Below are 17938 nucleotides of genomic sequence, written 5' to 3'. Positions count from 1 at the left end.
GCTGCCCGCAAAGGGGCAGCTTTTTTTATACCGTTTCGCCAACGGCCGGCACCGGAATATCCTGCAGCGTGCGCTCGAAGCTGCGCAGACGCTTATAGATAGACATCAGCTCAACCAGCGTGGTCCAGGAGCTAATCAGGTACTGGAACGAGCCGCGAACCTGGCCGAACGCGTTGGTGATTTGCTGCATCAGCCCCAGGGTTATGACCCCGGCGGCAATTGACGGGAACAGCAGGAACAGGCCGAATACGTTATCCACCTGCAGGTAGAGGATGCGGACGATATTGAAATAGGTGTAGTGGAAATAGAGGCGGAAATAGTTATGCCTTACCTCGCCGAACAGCGCCTTGACCGTCGGCGGCGTGGCGCGCGACGGATCGTCTTCGCCGTAAACCAGCTCCTTACGGTAGGCCGCCTCCACCTTCTGATTGTTAAACTGCAGGCCCGGCAGTTTAATCCCCACCACCGCCAGCAGGCCGGTGCCCATAATCGACCAGACGATAGCGGCGATAACCAGGCCATAAGGCACCTCGCCAATAACCGGCAGCTCCTTAACGTGCGGGGAAAGCGCCACCAGGATCGGCAGGAAGGCGATAAGCGTCATCACCGACTGCAGCAGGCTGACGCCCATATCCTCAAGCGTCGAGGCAAAGCGCATGGTGTCTTCCTGCACGCGCTGCGCGGCCCCTTCGATATGGCGCAGCATCTGCCAGTGCTCCATATAGTAATCGTTCATCGCGGTACGCCAGCGGAACACGTAATGGCTGATGAAAAAGCTGTTTAACACGCCGACGGTGACATAGATTAGCGCGATGCCGAGGAACACCCCGGTTTCGCTGTAGAACTTATTGAGCGGAACCTTGTGCGGTGAGCTTAAGGCGCTCTGAATCAGGTCGAAGAAGGGCGCGTACCAGGCGTTGATCGCCACCCCCAGCTCCACCATAAACCAGGTGACGAAGACAATCAGCGCCGAGCCGAGAATCGACCAGTTCTGCCAGCGGTGAGGGCTGTAGATAAACCAGAACAGCGCAAACAGGCCCACGCACAGCGCATAGTAAGCATAAAAGATCAGCGCTTTTAACGTCCAGAAACGGCTGGCGTTAATGGGGATCTGCTGGCTTGCGCCGAACGCATTTTCCAGCCATACGCCCCCGCCGGCCCTGCCAGAAAATAACTGCGAGTAGTCCCCAAATGACCGCCGAAAGGAAAAACGCTTTCGGGTGCGGGAAAAAGGATTTGAACATACAACACTCCTGAGCACGACTTTTTGTTGTTATATCGGTTAGTTATAGCGAACCGGGCACATTACCGCTTGCGCAAACTTGTATCAAGGAGTGAAACCGCCTTACGGAATTTATCGCCAGCCGGCGACAATCTCCCCGACGGGTTTAACCTGCAAGCGGTTCCCCGGAATCGACAAATTGGCCCACACCTCGTTGTGCTGCTTAATCAGCGCTTCAGCGCTGACCGCTGAACGATTGGCGGTCGTGTGGGCGTCTGCGGCTACGGTGATGGCATAGCCGCGGCTGACGCCGTTTTTAATCGTCGTATCCACGCAGTAGTCCGTCGCGCAGCCGCAAACCACGAATGCATTGATGCCGTTTTTTTGTAAAAGTTCATCGAGTTCGGTGCGGTAGAAGGCGTCGCAGGCGGTTTTGGTGACGTACAGGGCGTCTGCCGGGCGATGAAGTTCAGGCAGGAGATCGAACGCCGGATGGCCGGGCTTCAGCTCCTCTTCGGCATGCTGAATGAAAATGACTTTATCGGCGGCCTGAATGAGCTGATTGATGCGGGAGGTGCAGTCTTCGCGGTTGATACGCGGGTTTGCAAACACCCCGTTTTGCATATCAATCACCATTAAAACACGTTGCGCGGGCATGGCTTATCTCCTGGTCAGAAAGGTAACCAGAAGACTAACATACCCGCGAAAGCATTAAGCGGTATAAAGCTTTGCCTGTCCGAAAGGACGAGTTTTGAAACGGCGATGCAGCCACAGATACTGCTCCGGGGCGCGCATGATTTCGCGTTCGATTTTGCGGTTCATATACGCGGCGGCGGCCTGTTCATCATCGACCGGATAGTCGTTAAGCTCCGGCTCGATAACCAGCTGATAGCCCGAGCCGTCGGCGTTGCGGATAAGCACGGTGGTGAGGATAACGGGTTTCGCCAGGCGGGCGATGGTGAAGGTGCCGTTGGTGGTCGCGGCCTGTTGCACCGCAAAGAACGGCGCAAACGAGCTGCCTTTCGGGCCGTAATCCTGATCGGGGGCAAACCAGACGGCCTCGCCGGACTTCAGCGCTTTCACCATGCCCTTCAGGTTGCGCCTGTCGATCATCGCCTTATTCGAGCGCGAACGGCCGAGGGTCTGCACAAACTCCATCACTTTATTGTTGTGCGGGCGGTACATGGCCATCATCGGGCGGCAAAGGCCCATCACGCGGCCGCCCAGCTCCAGCGACATAAAGTGCACGCCGATAACCATCACGCCGCGGCCTTTGTCGCAGGCGGCGTTGAGATTATGCAGGCCACGTACGTCAAACCATTTACGCACGCGTTCATCCGTCCAGAACCACGCCATGCCGGTTTCAATCAGCCCCATGCCGAGGGAGGCGAAGTTTTGCCTGACGATAGCGTCGATATGCGCATCGGAGTACTGGGGGAAACACAGCTTAAGGTTCTGACGAGCTATAGAAACGCGGCGCTTTAAAAAACGCATGGAAAACTTGCCGATCAGACGGCCCATTTTCAGGAGTACGGGGTAAGGCAGCTGTACCCAGAGCCACAGGATGGCCAGGCCAAACCAGGTTAGCCAATAGCGTGGATGGAGCAGGGGTTTGCAAAACAGCGGTTTAGTAGGCATATATCAGCTTCTTAATGCGTGAATAGTGTGTATCGCATAAAGAACTGAATCATTAGCGGTACAGCAGGATGCTGTTACTTGGACGCCACCGGGCGTGGATAGTTGCAGCGAGGTAAAAATTTACCGTCGTGATGATACGCATTTTCCGTTAAGTCTATGTATAAGACATGTCAGTTTTTTTACGTATTTCGCTTCATTGCGCCAGCGGCGTTTGTTATACAGCCTATCGCGATTAAAAAACAGGCAATAAATGCCAGGCTTTGAATTTTTTACGTTCATACTTAGAGAGCTTGCCCCTACCCATAACAGGAATCTTACAAGATGAAAAAACTTACTCTGGCTTTGCTCTCAGGTACCTTTTTGTTTGCCAGCGCCGCCGCAGTCGCGCAGAACCCGGCCAACAGCACCTCGACGCTGCAGGCTGAGAAGGAACAGCTCAATAATCCGAACCACATTATCGACGATTGCCGCGCCCCTGGAAATGAAGATAAAAAAGGCTGCGAGTCAGGCCATGAAATGCGCAAAGAGCATAAGAGCAACGATAAAACCGTTGAGCAAGGCGGCACCAAAGACGATGTGATGCAAAAAGATGTCGATAAATCTAACTAGCTAATCTGCACTGCGGCCGCCGGCCGCGGTGCTTTTCTACACGAAAAAGGCGCGGAAATGCCGCGTTACGCTTTTTTTGCTCACATTTATCATTTTCCATATTTGCGTAGCGCCCGGGCGTAGTATAAATACGGTGAATATCGCCCCACTTCGTTAAATGGATTACTCGCGTTGAAAATTCGTCTCCCGCGCATCGCCGCGCTAGCCATTGCTGCGCTCCCTGTTTTTGGTTTTGCCCAAACCTCGCCCGATCCCGTTTTCGCCTCTGAAATAGCCGAGCGCTACGCCAACCACATTTACTATGGCAGCGGGGCGACCGGCATGGCCATGGTGGTGATTGACGGCAACCAACGCGTCTTCCACAGCTTCGGGGAAACCCGCCCCGGCAATAATGTCCGCCCGCAGCTGGATTCGGTTATCCGTATCGCCTCGCTGACCAAGCTGATGACCAGCGAAATGCTGGTTAAGATGCTCGACCAGGGCAAGGTGAAGCTCGACGATCCGCTGAGTAAATATGCGCCGCCGGGCGCTCGCGTTCCCACTTTTAACGGCCAACCTATAACCCTCGTCAATCTGGCGACCCACACCAGCGCCCTTCCGCGCGAGCAGCCCGGCGGAGCGGCGCACCGCACCGTCTTTACCTGGCCTACGCGCGAGCAACGCTGGAACTGGCTTGCCGGCGCGACGTTAAGGTATGCACCCGGCACCAACGCCTCCTATTCGAACCTTGCTTTCGACCTGCTGGCGGACGCGCTGGGACTGGCGGCGGGCAAGCCCTATGCCGACTTATTCGATGAGCAAATCGCACGCCCGCTGGGCATGAAAGACACAACCTTCACGCCCTCTCCCGATCAGTGTAAGCGCCTGATGATCGCGCAAAAGGGCGCCAGCCCCTGCGATAACACCCTGGCGGCGGCCGGCAGCGGCGGCGTCTACTCCACGCCGGACGATATGATGCGCTGGATGCAGCAGTTCCTGAGCTCCGACTTCCACCAGCGCAACAGCCAGGCCGATCGCATGCAGACGCTGATTTATCAGCGTAAACAGCTGCACAAAGTGATTGGGATGGACGTGCCCGGCAAGGCCGATGCCTTAGGGCTGGGCTGGGTCTATTTAGCGCCGAAAAACGGCCGGCCGGGCATCGTGCAAAAAACGGGCGGCGGCGGCGGATTTATCACCTATATGGCGATGGTGCCGCAAACTAACGTGGGCGTTTTCGTGGTGATTACCCGCTCGCCGTTAACGCGCTTCGTTAACATGAGCGACGGCGTCAATGACCTGGTTTCCGAACTGAGCGGCTTTGCGCCGCGGGTCACTCCGGCTTCCTGATGCGGATAAGCAGGCCGTCGCGGCGGCCTGCCTGATTAAAGCTACCGCTTACGCAACAGCGGTTCTATGCTTAAGCCATGGAAAAAATGGCTGAATTAAAACGAACCAAGCGCCTTGCGCTTTCTTTACTGCTGATTGCTGCGGCAGTTTTTGTCACCACCCTCTTTTTGCCTCCCGGCTTCTGGGTAAGCGGGCTGAAGGCCATTGCCGAAGCGGCGATGGTGGGCGCGCTTGCCGACTGGTTCGCCGTGGTGGCGCTGTTCCGTAGGGTGCCTATTCCCTTTATCGCGCGGCATACGGCGATTATTCCGCGTAATAAAGATCGCATCGGCGAGAACCTCGGCTACTTCGTGCAGGAAAAATTTCTTGATACCCAGTCGCTAATCAACCTGATTCACCGCTACGAACCGGCGCAGACGATCGGCGTCTGGTTCAGCAAGCCGGATAACGCCCGGCGGGTCGGGCGGCACCTGCTGCAGGTCATGGGCGGCTTTCTGGATATGACGGATGACGCGCGCATCCAGGGGCTGCTGCGTCGGGCGGTGCATAAAGCCATCGATAAGGTCGATTTAAGCTACTCCAGCGCCCTGCTGCTGGAGAGCATGACGAAAAATAACCGCCACCAGGCCCTGCTGGATTCGATGATTGCCCAGCTGTTAACGCTGCTCAACCGGGACAGCACGCGGGAGTTTATCGCCCGCCAGATAGTGCACTGGCTGGAAACCGAGCATCCGCGTAAATCCAGGGTCTTGCCCACCGAATGGCTGGGCGAGCACAGCGCCGAGCTGGTCGCCAGCGCGGTCAACTCCATGCTTGACGATATCAGCCAGGATAAGGGCCATCAGATGCGCCAGGCCTTTGACCGCGCCACCTTCAAACTTATCGATAAGCTAAAAAGCGATCCGGAGATGGTGGAAAAAGCGGAAAACATCAAAAGCTATCTGAAAGAGGACGAGGCGTTTAACCGCTATCTGGGCGAGCTCTGGGGAGATTTACGCCGCTGGCTAAAAGAGGACATGAACAGCGAAGATTCGCGCATCAGGCAGCGTATTGCCGAAGCCGGGCAGTGGTTTGGCGAAACGCTGGTGGGCGATAGCGCCCTGCGCGCCTCGCTGAACGAACACCTTGAGCAAGCGGCCAGAAAGGTTGCGCCGGAGTTTGCGGCGTTTCTCACAAAACATATCAGCGATACGGTAAAAAGCTGGGACGCCCGCGATATGTCGCAGCAGATTGAACTGAATATCGGCAAGGATCTGCAGTTTATCCGCATCAACGGCACCCTGGTGGGCGGCTCCATCGGCCTGGTGCTCTATTTGCTGACCCAGATCCCCGCGCTGCTGAATTTATAGGGCGAATGGGCAAAAGCCCGTTCGCCCGGGTACACCTACAGCCGGGAGAGCTGCGCTAAAGGCACGCGTACAATGCTGTCCGGGCCTTTGCTTGAATGGTCTTTGTTAAAGCCCTGCTTCACCGTGACGTACAGCGTTTGTCCATCCGCAGACAGCAGCAGGCTGTTCGGATGCGGCGGCAGGCTCAGCTCTTTTTTCACCGCGTAGCTGCCGGCATCAAGAATCAACAGCCTGCCGGATTCGCGCTGGGTAAGGTAAATCTCGCCGCGCGCAGGGTTAAATTTCACCGCCAGCGTATCGCCCGTTTGCAGGTTCTTCAGCAGCTTGCCGGTATTAATATCCAGCACCAGCGTGGTTTTCGCTTTCGAGTTGTCGGTCACGAACAGACGGCCCGTCGCCGGATCTTCTGCAAGGTTAAGCAGCAGGGCTTCTTTCTCGCCGAGCGGCTTCCAGCGTTTTTCGATACGGTTTGTCTTCGGGTTGATAACGAGGATTTCGCCGCCGCCGTTGGCCGCATAGATACGCTGCGTCCGCTCGGAATAGAGCAGGCCGGTCACCCATTTGCCCGCGTTAGTGATGCGTTTTTTCAGCTTCAGCGTTTTCGCCTCCACCACCCAGATCACCGCCGGATCGGCCACGCCGCCGATGTACAACAGGCCATCATGCAGGATGATTTCACGCGCGCCGTAAGGGAAACCCTTCTCGTTACGCTCGCTGAACATCAGGCGCTTGAGCACCTTGCCGTCTTCTACGTTAACTGCGCTGATGCCGCCGTCCAGCGAGTTAGTCACATACAGCGTTTTGCCCTGCGGGTCCATCACCGCGCCGAAGTTCTTCAGGTCGGTATGCGCCTGGCCGATGGTTTTGAGCGAGACGGGATCGAGCTTATAAATCACCCCGCCCTGCACGTCCTTAAAGCCCTGCGCGGTGGCGACGTAAAGCGCGCCGTTCTGCTGGCTGAGCGCCATTTCATATACGCCTTCAGACAGCTCGCGCTGCGCTAACGGACTCTTCTGCTCCGCCGCAGCGACCGGCGTTGGTTTCGCCGTGGTGGCCTGATGCGCGCTACAGCCCGTCAGCGCCAGGGCGATCAGCGCAGCCAGCGCCGTTGTTCTTTTAGTCATGGTTTGATCCTTTCCCGTCAATGAGGCGGCGGCGAGTACGCCCCGAGCCGGACAGAACTCCGCAAAACCCGCCGCCCTCAAATGCAAATGAGAAACATAATCATTTATAACGGAAATGTAAAATGCTATCGCTGACTAAGCTGAATCTGTCGTGACTGCGCCTCTGTCCACCCGGACCACCAGCCCGGCTTCGCCATTAAAGGCAGCCAACGTCCAGCCGTGCGCGGAGCAAATCTCCTGGCAGATAGCCAGGCCCAGCCCGGCGCCAACGTCCCGACGATGCGCGCCGCGCCAGAACCGTTCAAACAGGTGCGGTATATGCTCCTGCGCGACGCCCGTTCCGCGATCGCGCACGCTCAGGCTGCCTGAGCGGATATCAACGCTGACCGTGGCGCCCGCCGGAGAATGCTGGACGGCATTCTCAATCAGGTTTTTCAGCAGGGTGAAGAACGCGCCACGATCCGCCCGCCATTTGCTTATTCCCTCCGCGGCGTTAACCCTAAGCTTCACGCCGGCGTCATCCGCTATTTTTTGCAGGTAGTTCACCGTATCCCGGGTAATCTGATACGCGTCCACGTCCGTGAACTGGTAGCTGAGCGGCTCGCTCGCTTCCGCCAGCAGCAGCAGTTGCTGCACCTGCCGCGAAAGATGGGCGACCTGGGCCAACAGCGCCTCGCGAACATCGGTATTGTCATCCATCAGCTCCACTTCCGTGCGCAACAGCGTCAGCGGCGTTTTTAACTCGTGCGCGGCTTTGGCGAGAAACTCCTGCTGGGTGCGAAAGCCGTTCTCCAGCCGATCGAGCGCCTGGTTGAAGCTGGTGATAAGCGGGATAAGTTCGGCGGGAACCAGCTCCGTGCGCAGACGTTCGCTAAGCGCCTGCGGGGAGATTTGCATGGCGGCCTGCGAAACCTTGCGCAGCGGCCCGCAACGAATATTTCAGGCTGACGCAGGCGCAAACGGTAAAAATCAGCAGCAGCAACAGGCTGAAAACGACAATGCCAAGCCGGATAAAAGGCAGCGCGAATCCCTGATGCAAAAAATCGACGATTCGCGAGCTAACCACCAGCTGCAAAAACCACCTTCGTCCATTATTTTCAACGCTCCCGGTCGCTCCCTCGTAGAGCACGCCATCCCGGGTGAAGGCGAAACGCCGGAAGGGCAACGCTGTAATATCGTTACCAGCCGGCCAGAATTTCTCATCCGCCGAGACAAGCACGACATTACCCTTGTCATCCAGCAGTCTCCATGCGGTTTCCTGACGCAGGCTGTCGTAAATCCACAGAGGATGCTCTTTGCTGTCGATTAGCCCTGTCGGCTTGCCCTGCGTATCGAACGTCAGATGCCCGACCAGCGCCTGCGCCCGGTCGGGAAGCTCCATGCCCGGCAGCCGATCCTGAACGATCGCGCCGAAAAGCACCAGCAGGCCGATACTCAGCAAAGTGCCGGCTACATAAGCCAGCAGGATCCTTACCGACAGGCTATTCATCCAGGTTGGCTTTTTGCAGCGCATAGCCCTGTCCCCGCAGATTGACGATGTGCAGCCCGGAGCCGAGAGCCGCAAGCTTGCGGCGTAAACGATGCAGGGCCACATCAAGGGCGTTCGGCGTAACCGTTTCGCTAAGCCCCCAGCCGGCGGCTTCCATCGCGCTGCGGCGAACTACCCCGCCCTGTTTATGCAGCAGCGTCATCATAATCTGCATTTCCGCCGGGGGGAGCACGCTGCGCTTGTCGCCGCAGCATAATATGCCGGCATCGGACAGCAGCCTAATATCGCCATAGGCAAGCTCCGGCTCCTGGCTCAGGGCCGGACGACGCAGCAAAGCCCGCACGCGCGCAACCAGTTCCGCCATAGCAAAAGGTTTCGCAAGATAGTCATCGGCGCCCGCCTCCAGCCCCTCGATGCGATCGTGTAAGGCATCGCGCGCGGTGAGGATCAGGCAGGGTAGCGTAAGATTGCGCAGCTTTAGCTGCTGCAGCAAAAGCAGGCCGTCCCCGTCAGGCAAACCACGGTCAAGCACCAGCGCCTGGTAAGGCACCAGCTTCAGCGCGCTTAACGCAGCTTCCCTGCTGCCGACTATGTCCGCAGAGATCCCCGCCTTAGCCAGACCCTTGCAAATCAGCCGGGCCAAAAGATCGTGATCTTCGATTAAAAGTATTCTGCCCATCAGAAACGATACAGATATCCCAGGAAAATTCGGTCTTCGGTTGAACGGTCAACTAACGGACTGTCCTTCACTTCGGAGGAAAGCCGTGTCGCCTCGAGATCCAGCATTAACGAGTGATGAGAGCTAAACTGGTAGACGCTGCGCAAGCCGAATTCCGTGCTAAAAGAGGCCTCTCCCTGCCAGGCCTGCCGCCAGTCGCGGACTTCATCCGCCCGCACGCCGTAGTAGTAATCGACATATTTTTTATCATGCCAGGCTGCGACGATTCGCGGTGTTAAGGAAAAGTCGCCCAGCTGCCAGGTCCGTTTCGCGCCGATCCTGACCCGCTGTCCTTTGCTGTTGCCGGACAAATCGTGCGTCCAGTCGGCGCTGATATTGACCCAGCTACTCTGCCACTGCGCCTGTGCCCCGCCCCAAAAGCCGCTTTTGCGCTTCGCCATGCCGTCGAGGATACCGGCATCGTCAGCATCATAGCCTGAACCATCGTATCTGCCGATAAGACCGAAATTTACGCGCTGGGTTTCACCAAACCGCAAAGGAGGGAGTTTTATTTCCCCCTCGGTGCCGAAAAAATGCAGATAATCATTCGCAAAATAGAGAAGCGGAACGGGCGTCGTCTCGCGCGACATATCTTTATAAGGCTTTTGCGTGCTTGCCGCGCCCAGGCCAGCGCCCCATTCTGCGCCGAAAGTGGAGGATGAAATCATCAGCGAGGCGCTGATGATGGCCGCGGCTACGCCCCATCCGGCCGGAAAGTGAGAGTGTCGGGATCCCATGCTTGTACTCCACGGATAAAAATGAGAGTGCGATTATCGGTGGTGTACTCTTACTGCTTACTTACTGACGACAGCCGGCCTCATATATTTTATCCACGCTTAACGCCACCGCTTTTGTCTCCTCAAGCACCCGCAGCCTGGTTGTCAGCGCCTCATGTATGGAGCGGTACGCCTTGCCGCCCAAAGCCAGCCGGAAAGGGGGATTGTCGGCGTCCGCCGCGGCAATAATGGCGTCCACGGTTTTTCCCGCATCGCCGTTAATCGCGATGCTGCCGTCGGCCAGGCCACGACGCACCTCGCCGGCGGGCGTGTCGTCATAGCAGGGCCATGGGCTCAGCGCTATCAATCCCGGCGGCAAAATTCGTGTCGGTCGGTCCCGGTTCGGCAAGCAGAAAATCAATGCCAAACGGCGCCACTTCCTGCGCAACAGATTCGATAAACCCTTCGATACCCCATTTAGTGGCGTGATAGAGGCTGAAATTCGGCCAGGCGATTTGTCCGCCTTCCGAGGAGATCTGAACAATACGTCCGCCCCCTTGCTGACGCAGATACGGCAACGCCGCCCGAATCAGCTGAACCGGGCCGGTGAGATTGGTGGCAAGCTGGCGTGTAATCTGCGCATCGCTCACCTCTTCCGCGGCGCCGAACAGCCCGTAGCCCGCGTTGCTGACCAGCAAATCGATACGCCCGGCATGCGCAAACGCCTGCTTTACGGCGCTGCGTATCGCTTCGGTATCCGTAACGTCCAACAGCAGGACGTGCAGCCGCCCACCATATGCGCTCAGCAGATCGTCCAGCGCGCCGGGCTTACGCAGGGTGGCGATAACCCTGTCACCCCGCGCCAACAGGCGCTCTGTCATCAGGCGCCCCAGGCCGCTGGAGGTGCCGGTAATAAACCAGGTTTTGTTGCTCATAATGTTCTCCGTAAAAGGAATTAACGTACGGATAAAGGGTATGGCACTATGACTGGCGTGATAAGACTCAACAAATAGCATGAAGAGGTGAAATGAAATCACCAGTGAAGTCCCCCACCCTGTCCGATCTGAAGGCCTTTATCGCCGTGGCGGAGCAGCGCAGCTTTCGCCGTGCGGCGGACCTGTCCGGCGTGACCCGCTCCACGTTAAGCCACGCCATTCGCGGCCTGGAAGAGCGTCTCGGCATCCGCCTGCTGCACCGCACGACGCGCAGCGTGGCGCTGACCGAAGCCGGAGAACAGCTGCTGCGGCGTATTTCGCCGCACCTGAGCGGGCTGGAGCAGGCGCTGGAAGAGGTGGCGGATACGCAAGGGCAAATGCTGGGCACCCTGCGCATCAACGGCGGTAAAGAAGCGATTTATCTGCTGCTGCATACGGTGATAGAGGAGTATCAGACGCGTTATCCCGGCGTGGAGCTGGATCTGGTGGTGGACGGCAGGCTGGCGGATATCGTCGCTGAAGGTTTTGATGCAGGCATTCGGCTGGCGGAAGATGTGCCCGCCGATATGGTAGCCGTGCGTTTTAGCGATGACGTGCGTTTTCTGGCGGTGGCCGCGCCGGCCTATCTGGCGCAGCACCCGGCTCCTGAAGTGCCGGACGATCTGGCGCGGCATCGGTGTATCCGCCAGCGGTTACCCAGCGGCAGACGTTATCGCTGGGAGTTCTCCCGCCGCGGGCAGAGCATCGCCCTGGACGTGCCCGGCACGCTGACGCTGAACAGTTCTCAGCTGATGGTGGATGCCGCCGTGAAAGGGCTGGGAATTGCCTATGTCCCGGAGCTCCACGCCCGGGCGGCGCTGGATAACGGGCTGCTGGTAACGGTTCTGGAGCCCTGGTGCCCGCCGATCCCCGGCCTGTGCGTCTATTTTCCGGCTAATCGCCATATGCCCGCCAGCCTGCGGGCGCTGATAGATATCATTAAAAATAACTCTCCGGTATCAGCCGGCAACCCCTTCCAGACGGCGTCGCGCGAGCTTTCAGGATCGCCTGGGCATGGGCCGGATAAAGTTTAAATCTGCCGTCAGGCCCCCCTTTTCTTTTCTTTATCAACTATCTTCAGTTTATCCACCCGCCAGTAAAGGCCCGGCGAACCAGGTCGATAACAAACCCGATCGGCAAGCCCGCCTCATAGACGGATACTCTGGTAAACAGGCATGAAAAACTACCCGATAGAAGATGACATCAGCAGCCCGGACGCTGAGTACCGCACTACCGCCGCCTTTATCAAACGCGCGCTGCTGCTGATGGTATCGCTGCTGGCCGCATTGTTTGTGGTGGCGATTTTCTCCCTGCTTTCCATTGCCAACAGCCTCAATCGCGACGCGGACGAGCGCAGCGGCATGCTGCTGCAAAAGGCCCTGCATAACCGCGTCGATACGCTTTCCAGCCATATAAAAGATTACGCATGGTGGGGCGAAGCTTATGCCAATCTGCACGTCAACCTCGATGCCGACTGGGCCTACAACCGGCAAAATATGGGCAGCTCGCTTTACCGCGATTTCGGCTACGAAGGCGTTTTCGTGCTGGACGGCGCGGGAAACAACCGTTACAGCGTGATCAGGGGCCAGCTTGCCTCCCGGAGCCTGACCGAGTGGCTCGGCGTTGATCCTGTGCCGACGCTGCTGCAGTCAATGAACCGATCCGATGCCCTGCCGCTTTCCTATACGATGGTGCTGAAGGGAAACCACCCCGCGCTGGTCGCCATGGCGGAGATCACCAACGGGGATGATAAGCATGTCGCCCTCGTTCCCGGCCCCCCTTCCATGCTGGTATTTGTCGATGTGCTGGATGATAAAAAGCTTGCGCAGATGGGCGAGTTTTACGGCATACACGAAACGCGGGTGCAGGATAAAAACGCGCCCCCGGAGCAAGGCAGGCGAGGCACGCTGACGCTGCCCGTACATGGCCAGACGATCGCTCTTGAATGGAAAAGCGAAGAGCCGGGCCGCCAGCTGATTCACTATATTTTGCCGCTGCTGGTGCTGCTGGCGATAAGCTGCGGCGCCCTTGCCTGGATGCAAAGCCGTAACCTGCTGAAAAAAGCCCGCATGTACGATGAGAACAGCTATTTGCTCGCCCAGAGCCGGCAGGCGCTGGCCGCCAGCGAACGCCGCTTCCGGGACGTCGCCGAGGCCACAACGGACTGGATATGGGAGACGGATAATGAGCTGCGCTTTACCTGGCTGTCGGACAGGTTTCCCGGCATTACCGGGCACAGCATCTCGTCATGGCTGGGCCGGCCCGTGACCGATCTGATGGAGGCCGATAACGTCCCGCTGGCGGAATGGATAACCCTGCCGGGCCAGACCGGCCACCGCCGTCTTCTTCACTGCAAATACCGCTCTGCGATGGGCCACCAGCGCTACTGTCATATCGCGATTAAACCGGTCATCAGCGCGGAAGGCGTGGCGGGCTACCGCGGCACCGCGACGGACGTCACCCTGGAGGTGGAAGCCCAGGAGCGCGTGCAGTATCTCTCCCGGCACGATGAGCTGACCGGCCTGCCAAACCGGGTGCGGATGCGCGAGTTTCTGGAGGGCAAACTGCGGGCGCTGCCTACGCTTGAGCATCCGCTGGCGATGATAAGCCTCGATCTGGACAAGTTTAAGCCGGTCAACGATCTGTTTGGTCACGGCGTGGGGGACAAGGTGCTGCACGAAGTCTCGGCCAGGCTGCGTAACTGCATTCGGGATAACGATCTGGTGGCGCGCCAGGGGGGCGACGAGTTTATCCTGATCATCTCGGATATCGCCGAACACAAATATCTTGAGACCCTGTGCAAAAGAATTATCAGCGAGCTGGTGCGGCCGTTCACGATTAACGGCCATGAGATCTTTATCGGGGCCAGCCTGGGCATTGCCCTGGCGCCGCACGACGCCGTGGAGGCAGGCGATCTGCTGCGCTATTCCGATATTGCGCTGTATAAGGCGAAAAACTCCGGGCGTAACAGGTGGCAGTTCTACACGCCGGAGATGGCCCAGCAGATGGTGCAGCGCCGTGAAATGGAGGACAGCCTGCGCGAAGCCATCAGGCTGCAGCAGTTCTGCCTGGTTTACCAGCCGCGCTACAACCTGAATCATTCGCAGATTGTTGCGGTAGAAGCGTTGATTCGCTGGCAGCACCCGCAGCTTGGGCTCTTAATGCCGGACCAGTTTATTTCGCTGGCGGAAGAAACCGGGCTTATCGCGCCTCTTAGCGAATGGGTGCTGAAAACCGCCTGTCGCGACGCCCAGCAGTCCCTTGATGGGCTGGCGGTATCGGTCAATATTTCTGCGCTGGAGTTTCAGTCCTGGGGAATAGTCGATCGCGTAAGCGAAGCGCTGCGGGAGTCGCAGCTCGATCCCGGCCGTCTGGAAATTGAGGTGACCGAAAACGCCACGCTCTGGAACCCGGAAAACAGCCTCGAGCTGATGCATGCATTGAAAAATATCGGCGTACGCCTGCTGATGGATGACTTCGGCACGGGTTATTCTTCGCTGAGCTACCTGCGTAATTTCCCGTTTGACGGCATCAAGCTTGATAAGTCCTTTATCTCCGGCATGCCGGAAAGCGAAAGCGCCAATACCATTGTGGAAAATATTATCGGCCTGGGGAAAGCCTTCTCGCTGAGCATTACCGCCGAAGGCGTGGAAACGCAGGGCCAGCTGCAAAAGTTGAAGATGCTGGACTGCGATGAAACCCAGGGCTATTTAATCGGCAAACCTATGACCCTGGCCGCGCTGAAGGAAGAAAGAGCGGCGATGGATGCCGCCGCGCAGCAGAATCTGGATAACGAGACGTAGGCCAGAGCGAGGGGGGAATTATAAAAAATAATTGCCACCTCGCCTTCTGACAAGAATAAAAATTTTCGCCCCCAACCACATGGGGGCAAAAAACAAAAATATACACACCGTAAAAAAATAAGCCAGAAAAAAAGGGACAAAATCATCTGCGCTAAAAAACTCAAATATAGCAAGAACTGTAAGCAGAACTAAAAAAATGGATACACCACAGAATACCCTATAGAGCCGTCTAATCGTTTCTTCGTATGATATTCTTTCTTTTTCTGACCATTTCTTTATAAAAGCCATATCTTTTTCAACGAATCCATTTTGCTTTAACTGCTGCATAACTTCTGAATTATTCATCTCCATAATATCCCTTTACTGAAGTGCAAATATATCAAGGCATCCCAATAAAAAATTTAGCTTTTTAGATAAGCATCCGGTGTAGCAGCAGATAGTAACACTGAGTAAATCCGTTCCCGATAGATGCGCGACACAAAATCAGAATTTTGACCGGGCAACTATCTTAAAAACCAGGAATAAACATCTTCTTTATAAATATTAGCTGTAGTTTGAGATGCCCGAACCGTGGCATGGAAACGATTAAATCTGGCCGTCGGCTATGAGCGAGGAGCAGATATCACAGCCTGTAATGGAAATCACGTTTTAATACTCAGTATTCCTTCAAAGCATTTCAACTACGTTATCTAACCAGTCAGGAAGATGGTCCTTGTACCAGTTAAGATAAAAAGGAAATACTGTCTTTTGTCTCTCATCAAGCAGCGTAATAACCTCGGTGACAATCCATGCTTTGGCAATAGCAATTTCCCTCGCTAACGCACGGGAATTATGCTGACCAGATAGGTGGCAATAGCGTTCTGCAAGGTCAATATACGTTTGCTTCGTTCCCATTCCTTTTATAAGGGGAGCCAGATCGATAGCTGGACTCCCTTTTCCAAACCTTTCCCAGTCGAAGAGAACTAAATCACCGTTTTCTCTCCTTCCCCAGTTGCCCGCATTGCTATCGCCCGATACCAGACTCTGGTAATCAAACAAAACATCACTACGCTGCTGAAAACGCCGTAGCAGTTGTGCACTTTTGTCAGGTAATGCCAGGAAGATAAGGGACTTTTCAAGCGCTAATGCTGACCATAGATGACGATGGTAAAGCCATTCGGTATTCGGAGGATAACGATGCAAAAGTCCCAGCATAGCTAATGCGTCATGATCTGCTACCGCGGCCTGTTCAACCCGGTGAGGAATATACTCCATTCTTAGCTTACGCAGGCTGGCATCAGCGGAAAAGAGCTTTGGGGTAGCAATCTCTGCCTGATTAAGCTCCATCGCAGCATGTTGATAAAAAGCATACTCAACCTCTCCGACAGGACACTTTTCAATGACCTGATGACCGCAGTCATTAACATCCAGAGCCACGTTGGCGGCGCCCATTTTGGATAAATCCCTACCAGACATACCCAGTCCTTTCAGAATCAGTGGATTGGCTGTCCCAATTGTAGAAGATAATGCCCACCGGCAATCACGCGCAGAACGATGAACCATAAAATTAACGTCGTGCGGGTTAGCTGTGTCTGCTTATGGCACTGACACAAAGTTGCCGGTACATAGCTACTTAGGACAGCCAGGAAGGTTTTAGCTTTGGCCACGGCAGGCTACGCGCTTCGGGTGGTTCGGGTCAGTAGCCGTATGTTTAAGCGCTCTTCCGGCGCCTTCATTGCATGGCCGAGCGCGGACTGTGAAACGCCAGGCTTACCGGCTGCTTTGGTAAAACTTCGCTCTCCTGCAACCACCAGAAAGCTCTGCAGCTCGTTGAAGTTTTCTTCAAGCATTGGCGATTCCTTTAAAACATCCGCGGGCGTTTTCATTTAAAACTTATGCGTCGCGCCAGCCCATGGCCGGAGCAACATGTTTCAGAATGGACTCGATAACGTGCGCGTTGTAATCCACACCCAGCTGGTTCGGCACGGTCAGTAATAAAGTGTCAGCTTCGGCGATCGCTTCGTCCTGTTTTAGCTGTTGGATCAGCTTTTCAGGCTCTGCGGCATAGCTGCGCCCGAAAATGGCGCGCGTTTTCTCATCAAGGAAACCAACCTTATCGCTGTCGTCACGACTTGCTCCGAAATACATGCGGTCGCGATCGTCCATCAGGGCAAAAATGCTGCGGCTGACCGAGACGCGCGGGGTACGCGTATGCCCCGCCTCCGCCCAGGCCTGCCGGTAGGCACGGATCTGTTTTGCCTGCTGTATATGGAAGGGTTCGCCTGTTTCATCGTCTTTCAGCGTGGAGCTTTGCAGGTTCATTCCCAGTTTCGCAGCCCACACCGCTGTGGCGTTCGAACCGGCTCCCCACCAGATACGATCGCGTAAGCCTGCGGAGTGCGGCTCAAGGCGCAGCAGGCCCGGCGGATTCGGGAACATCGGCTGTGGATTAGGTTTCGCAAAGCCTTCGCCACGCAGCACGTCCAGCAGCACCTCGGTGTGGCGGCGCGCCATATCAGACTCGTTTTCTCCTTCCTGCGGCACGTAACCAAAATGACGCCAGCCATCAATCACCTGCTCCGGGGAGCCGCGGCTGATACCAAGCTGCAAACGCCCTTCTGAGATCAAATCCGCCGCGCCCGCATCCTCCGCCATATACAGCGGGTTTTCATAGCGCATATCGATAACGCCGGTGCCAATTTCAATACGCCTGGTTTTCGCAGCTATGGCGGCCAGCAGGGGGAAAGGTGAGCTGAGCTGGCGGGCAAAGTGGTGCACCCTGAAATAAGCGCCGTCCGCGCCCAGCTCTTCGGCGGCAACGGCCAGATCGATGGACTGCAGCAGCGCGTCGGCGGCCGAACGGGTTGCAGACTGGGGCGACGGCGTCCAGTGGCCAAATGACAAAAATCCGATCTTTTTCATGGCGAGTTTATCCTGGTTTCAGGGAAAGGGGCGGCAGGCGGGCATGGTCCACAGCAAGGCACGCCC

The 17938-nt window shown here is 56.5% G+C and carries 15 protein-coding genes and 3 pseudogenes; 5 read left to right on the top strand and 13 right to left on the bottom strand.

Annotated features, from left to right (window positions below):
- Window positions 1-25: 25 nt before the first annotated feature.
- The 3 genes and pseudogenes from sbmA to lpxP all read right to left on the bottom strand — a co-directional run bounded on the left by sbmA (window position 26) and on the right by lpxP (window position 2860).
- Window positions 26-1244 (bottom strand): annotated as a pseudogene (gene sbmA, locus WLO32_RS04465) (peptide antibiotic transporter SbmA).
- A 110-nt stretch (window positions 1245-1354) separates the two neighbouring features.
- The gene (locus WLO32_RS04460) at window positions 1355-1879 is read right to left on the bottom strand and encodes an isochorismatase family protein (protein WP_435947331.1); all 525 of its coding nucleotides are present in this window, start codon (window positions 1877-1879) and stop codon (window positions 1355-1357) included.
- Between the two features lie 54 nt (window positions 1880-1933).
- A complete protein-coding gene (gene lpxP / locus WLO32_RS04455) occupies window positions 1934-2860 on the bottom strand; it encodes a kdo(2)-lipid IV(A) palmitoleoyltransferase (RefSeq protein ID WP_435947330.1) in 927 nt (308 codons plus the stop codon).
- A 321-nt stretch (window positions 2861-3181) separates the two neighbouring features.
- Here lpxP and WLO32_RS04450 point away from each other — a divergent pair, with 321 nt between their 5' ends.
- The 3 genes from WLO32_RS04450 (at window position 3182) to WLO32_RS04440 (ending at window position 6147) form a co-directional block, all read left to right on the top strand.
- A complete protein-coding gene (locus WLO32_RS04450) occupies window positions 3182-3469 on the top strand; it encodes a hypothetical protein (RefSeq protein WP_435947329.1) in 288 nt (95 codons plus the stop codon).
- Between the two features lie 171 nt (window positions 3470-3640).
- Window positions 3641-4798 carry a D-alanyl-D-alanine-carboxypeptidase/endopeptidase AmpH gene (gene ampH / locus WLO32_RS04445; protein ID WP_435947328.1) on the top strand — a complete coding sequence of 386 codons (1158 nt, stop codon included), beginning with the start codon at window positions 3641-3643 and terminating at the stop codon, window positions 4796-4798.
- A 77-nt stretch (window positions 4799-4875) separates the two neighbouring features.
- Complete coding sequence (locus WLO32_RS04440; protein WP_435947327.1) at window positions 4876-6147, top strand: DUF445 domain-containing protein; 1272 nt, start codon at window positions 4876-4878, stop codon at window positions 6145-6147.
- Window positions 6148-6182: 35 nt separating this feature from the next.
- On the opposite strand, the gene WLO32_RS04435 is transcribed toward WLO32_RS04440, so the two are convergent.
- The 6 genes and pseudogenes from WLO32_RS04435 to WLO32_RS04410 all read right to left on the bottom strand — a co-directional run bounded on the left by WLO32_RS04435 (window position 6183) and on the right by WLO32_RS04410 (window position 11129).
- On the bottom strand, window positions 6183-7271 hold the full coding sequence (locus WLO32_RS04435; RefSeq protein WP_435947326.1) for a YncE family protein: 1089 nt from the start codon (window positions 7269-7271) through the stop codon (window positions 6183-6185).
- Window positions 7272-7406: 135 nt separating this feature from the next.
- Window positions 7407-8168 (bottom strand): sensor histidine kinase, encoded by a 762-nt coding sequence (locus tag WLO32_RS04430; protein ID WP_435947325.1) that lies wholly within the window; start codon window positions 8166-8168, stop codon window positions 7407-7409.
- Window positions 8143-8784 carry a hypothetical protein gene (locus WLO32_RS04425; protein ID WP_435947324.1) on the bottom strand — a complete coding sequence of 214 codons (642 nt, stop codon included), beginning with the start codon at window positions 8782-8784 and terminating at the stop codon, window positions 8143-8145. The genes WLO32_RS04430 and WLO32_RS04425 overlap by 26 nt, the downstream gene beginning before the upstream one ends.
- Window positions 8753-9439 carry a response regulator transcription factor gene (locus WLO32_RS04420; protein WP_435947323.1) on the bottom strand — a complete coding sequence of 229 codons (687 nt, stop codon included), beginning with the start codon at window positions 9437-9439 and terminating at the stop codon, window positions 8753-8755. The genes WLO32_RS04425 and WLO32_RS04420 overlap by 32 nt, the downstream gene beginning before the upstream one ends.
- The gene (locus WLO32_RS04415) at window positions 9439-10215 is read right to left on the bottom strand and encodes a MipA/OmpV family protein (RefSeq protein ID WP_435947322.1); all 777 of its coding nucleotides are present in this window, start codon (window positions 10213-10215) and stop codon (window positions 9439-9441) included. The genes WLO32_RS04420 and WLO32_RS04415 overlap by 1 nt, the downstream gene beginning before the upstream one ends.
- 61 nt (window positions 10216-10276) lie before the next feature.
- A pseudogene (locus WLO32_RS04410) lies at window positions 10277-11129 on the bottom strand (SDR family oxidoreductase).
- Window positions 11130-11221: 92 nt separating this feature from the next.
- Between WLO32_RS04410 and WLO32_RS04405 the strand changes: the two are divergent.
- Together WLO32_RS04405 and WLO32_RS04400 are read left to right on the top strand one after the other, a co-directional pair.
- Window positions 11222-12202: a LysR family transcriptional regulator gene (locus WLO32_RS04405; protein WP_435947321.1), complete on the top strand. Its 981-nt coding sequence runs from the start codon at window positions 11222-11224 to the stop codon at window positions 12200-12202.
- A gap of 141 nt (window positions 12203-12343) precedes the next feature.
- Window positions 12344-14971: a bifunctional diguanylate cyclase/phosphodiesterase gene (locus WLO32_RS04400; protein ID WP_435947320.1), complete on the top strand. Its 2628-nt coding sequence runs from the start codon at window positions 12344-12346 to the stop codon at window positions 14969-14971.
- 18 nt (window positions 14972-14989) lie between these two features.
- Here WLO32_RS04400 and WLO32_RS04395 read toward each other — a convergent pair whose 3' ends face one another.
- The 4 genes and pseudogenes from WLO32_RS04395 to WLO32_RS04380 all read right to left on the bottom strand — a co-directional run bounded on the left by WLO32_RS04395 (window position 14990) and on the right by WLO32_RS04380 (window position 17872).
- A complete protein-coding gene (locus WLO32_RS04395) occupies window positions 14990-15316 on the bottom strand; it encodes a hypothetical protein (protein ID WP_435947319.1) in 327 nt (108 codons plus the stop codon).
- Between the two features lie 321 nt (window positions 15317-15637).
- A complete protein-coding gene (locus WLO32_RS04390; protein ID WP_435947318.1) occupies window positions 15638-16426 on the bottom strand; it encodes a phosphotransferase family protein in 789 nt (262 codons plus the stop codon).
- A gap of 203 nt (window positions 16427-16629) precedes the next feature.
- Window positions 16630-16800, bottom strand: a pseudogene (locus WLO32_RS04385) (helix-turn-helix domain-containing protein); the annotation flags it as partial.
- Window positions 16801-16843: 43 nt separating this feature from the next.
- Window positions 16844-17872 (bottom strand): LLM class flavin-dependent oxidoreductase, encoded by a 1029-nt coding sequence (locus tag WLO32_RS04380; protein ID WP_435947317.1) that lies wholly within the window; start codon window positions 17870-17872, stop codon window positions 16844-16846.
- Between the last annotated feature and the right edge of the window lie 66 nt (window positions 17873-17938).

This window comes from Dryocola mayonis (assembly GCF_051307045.1).
In the GTDB taxonomy this organism is placed as follows: Bacteria; Pseudomonadota; Gammaproteobacteria; order Enterobacterales; family Enterobacteriaceae; genus Dryocola.
The sequence above is the reverse complement of the archived record's forward strand: the minus strand, read 5'-3'. Positions and strand labels throughout refer to the sequence as shown.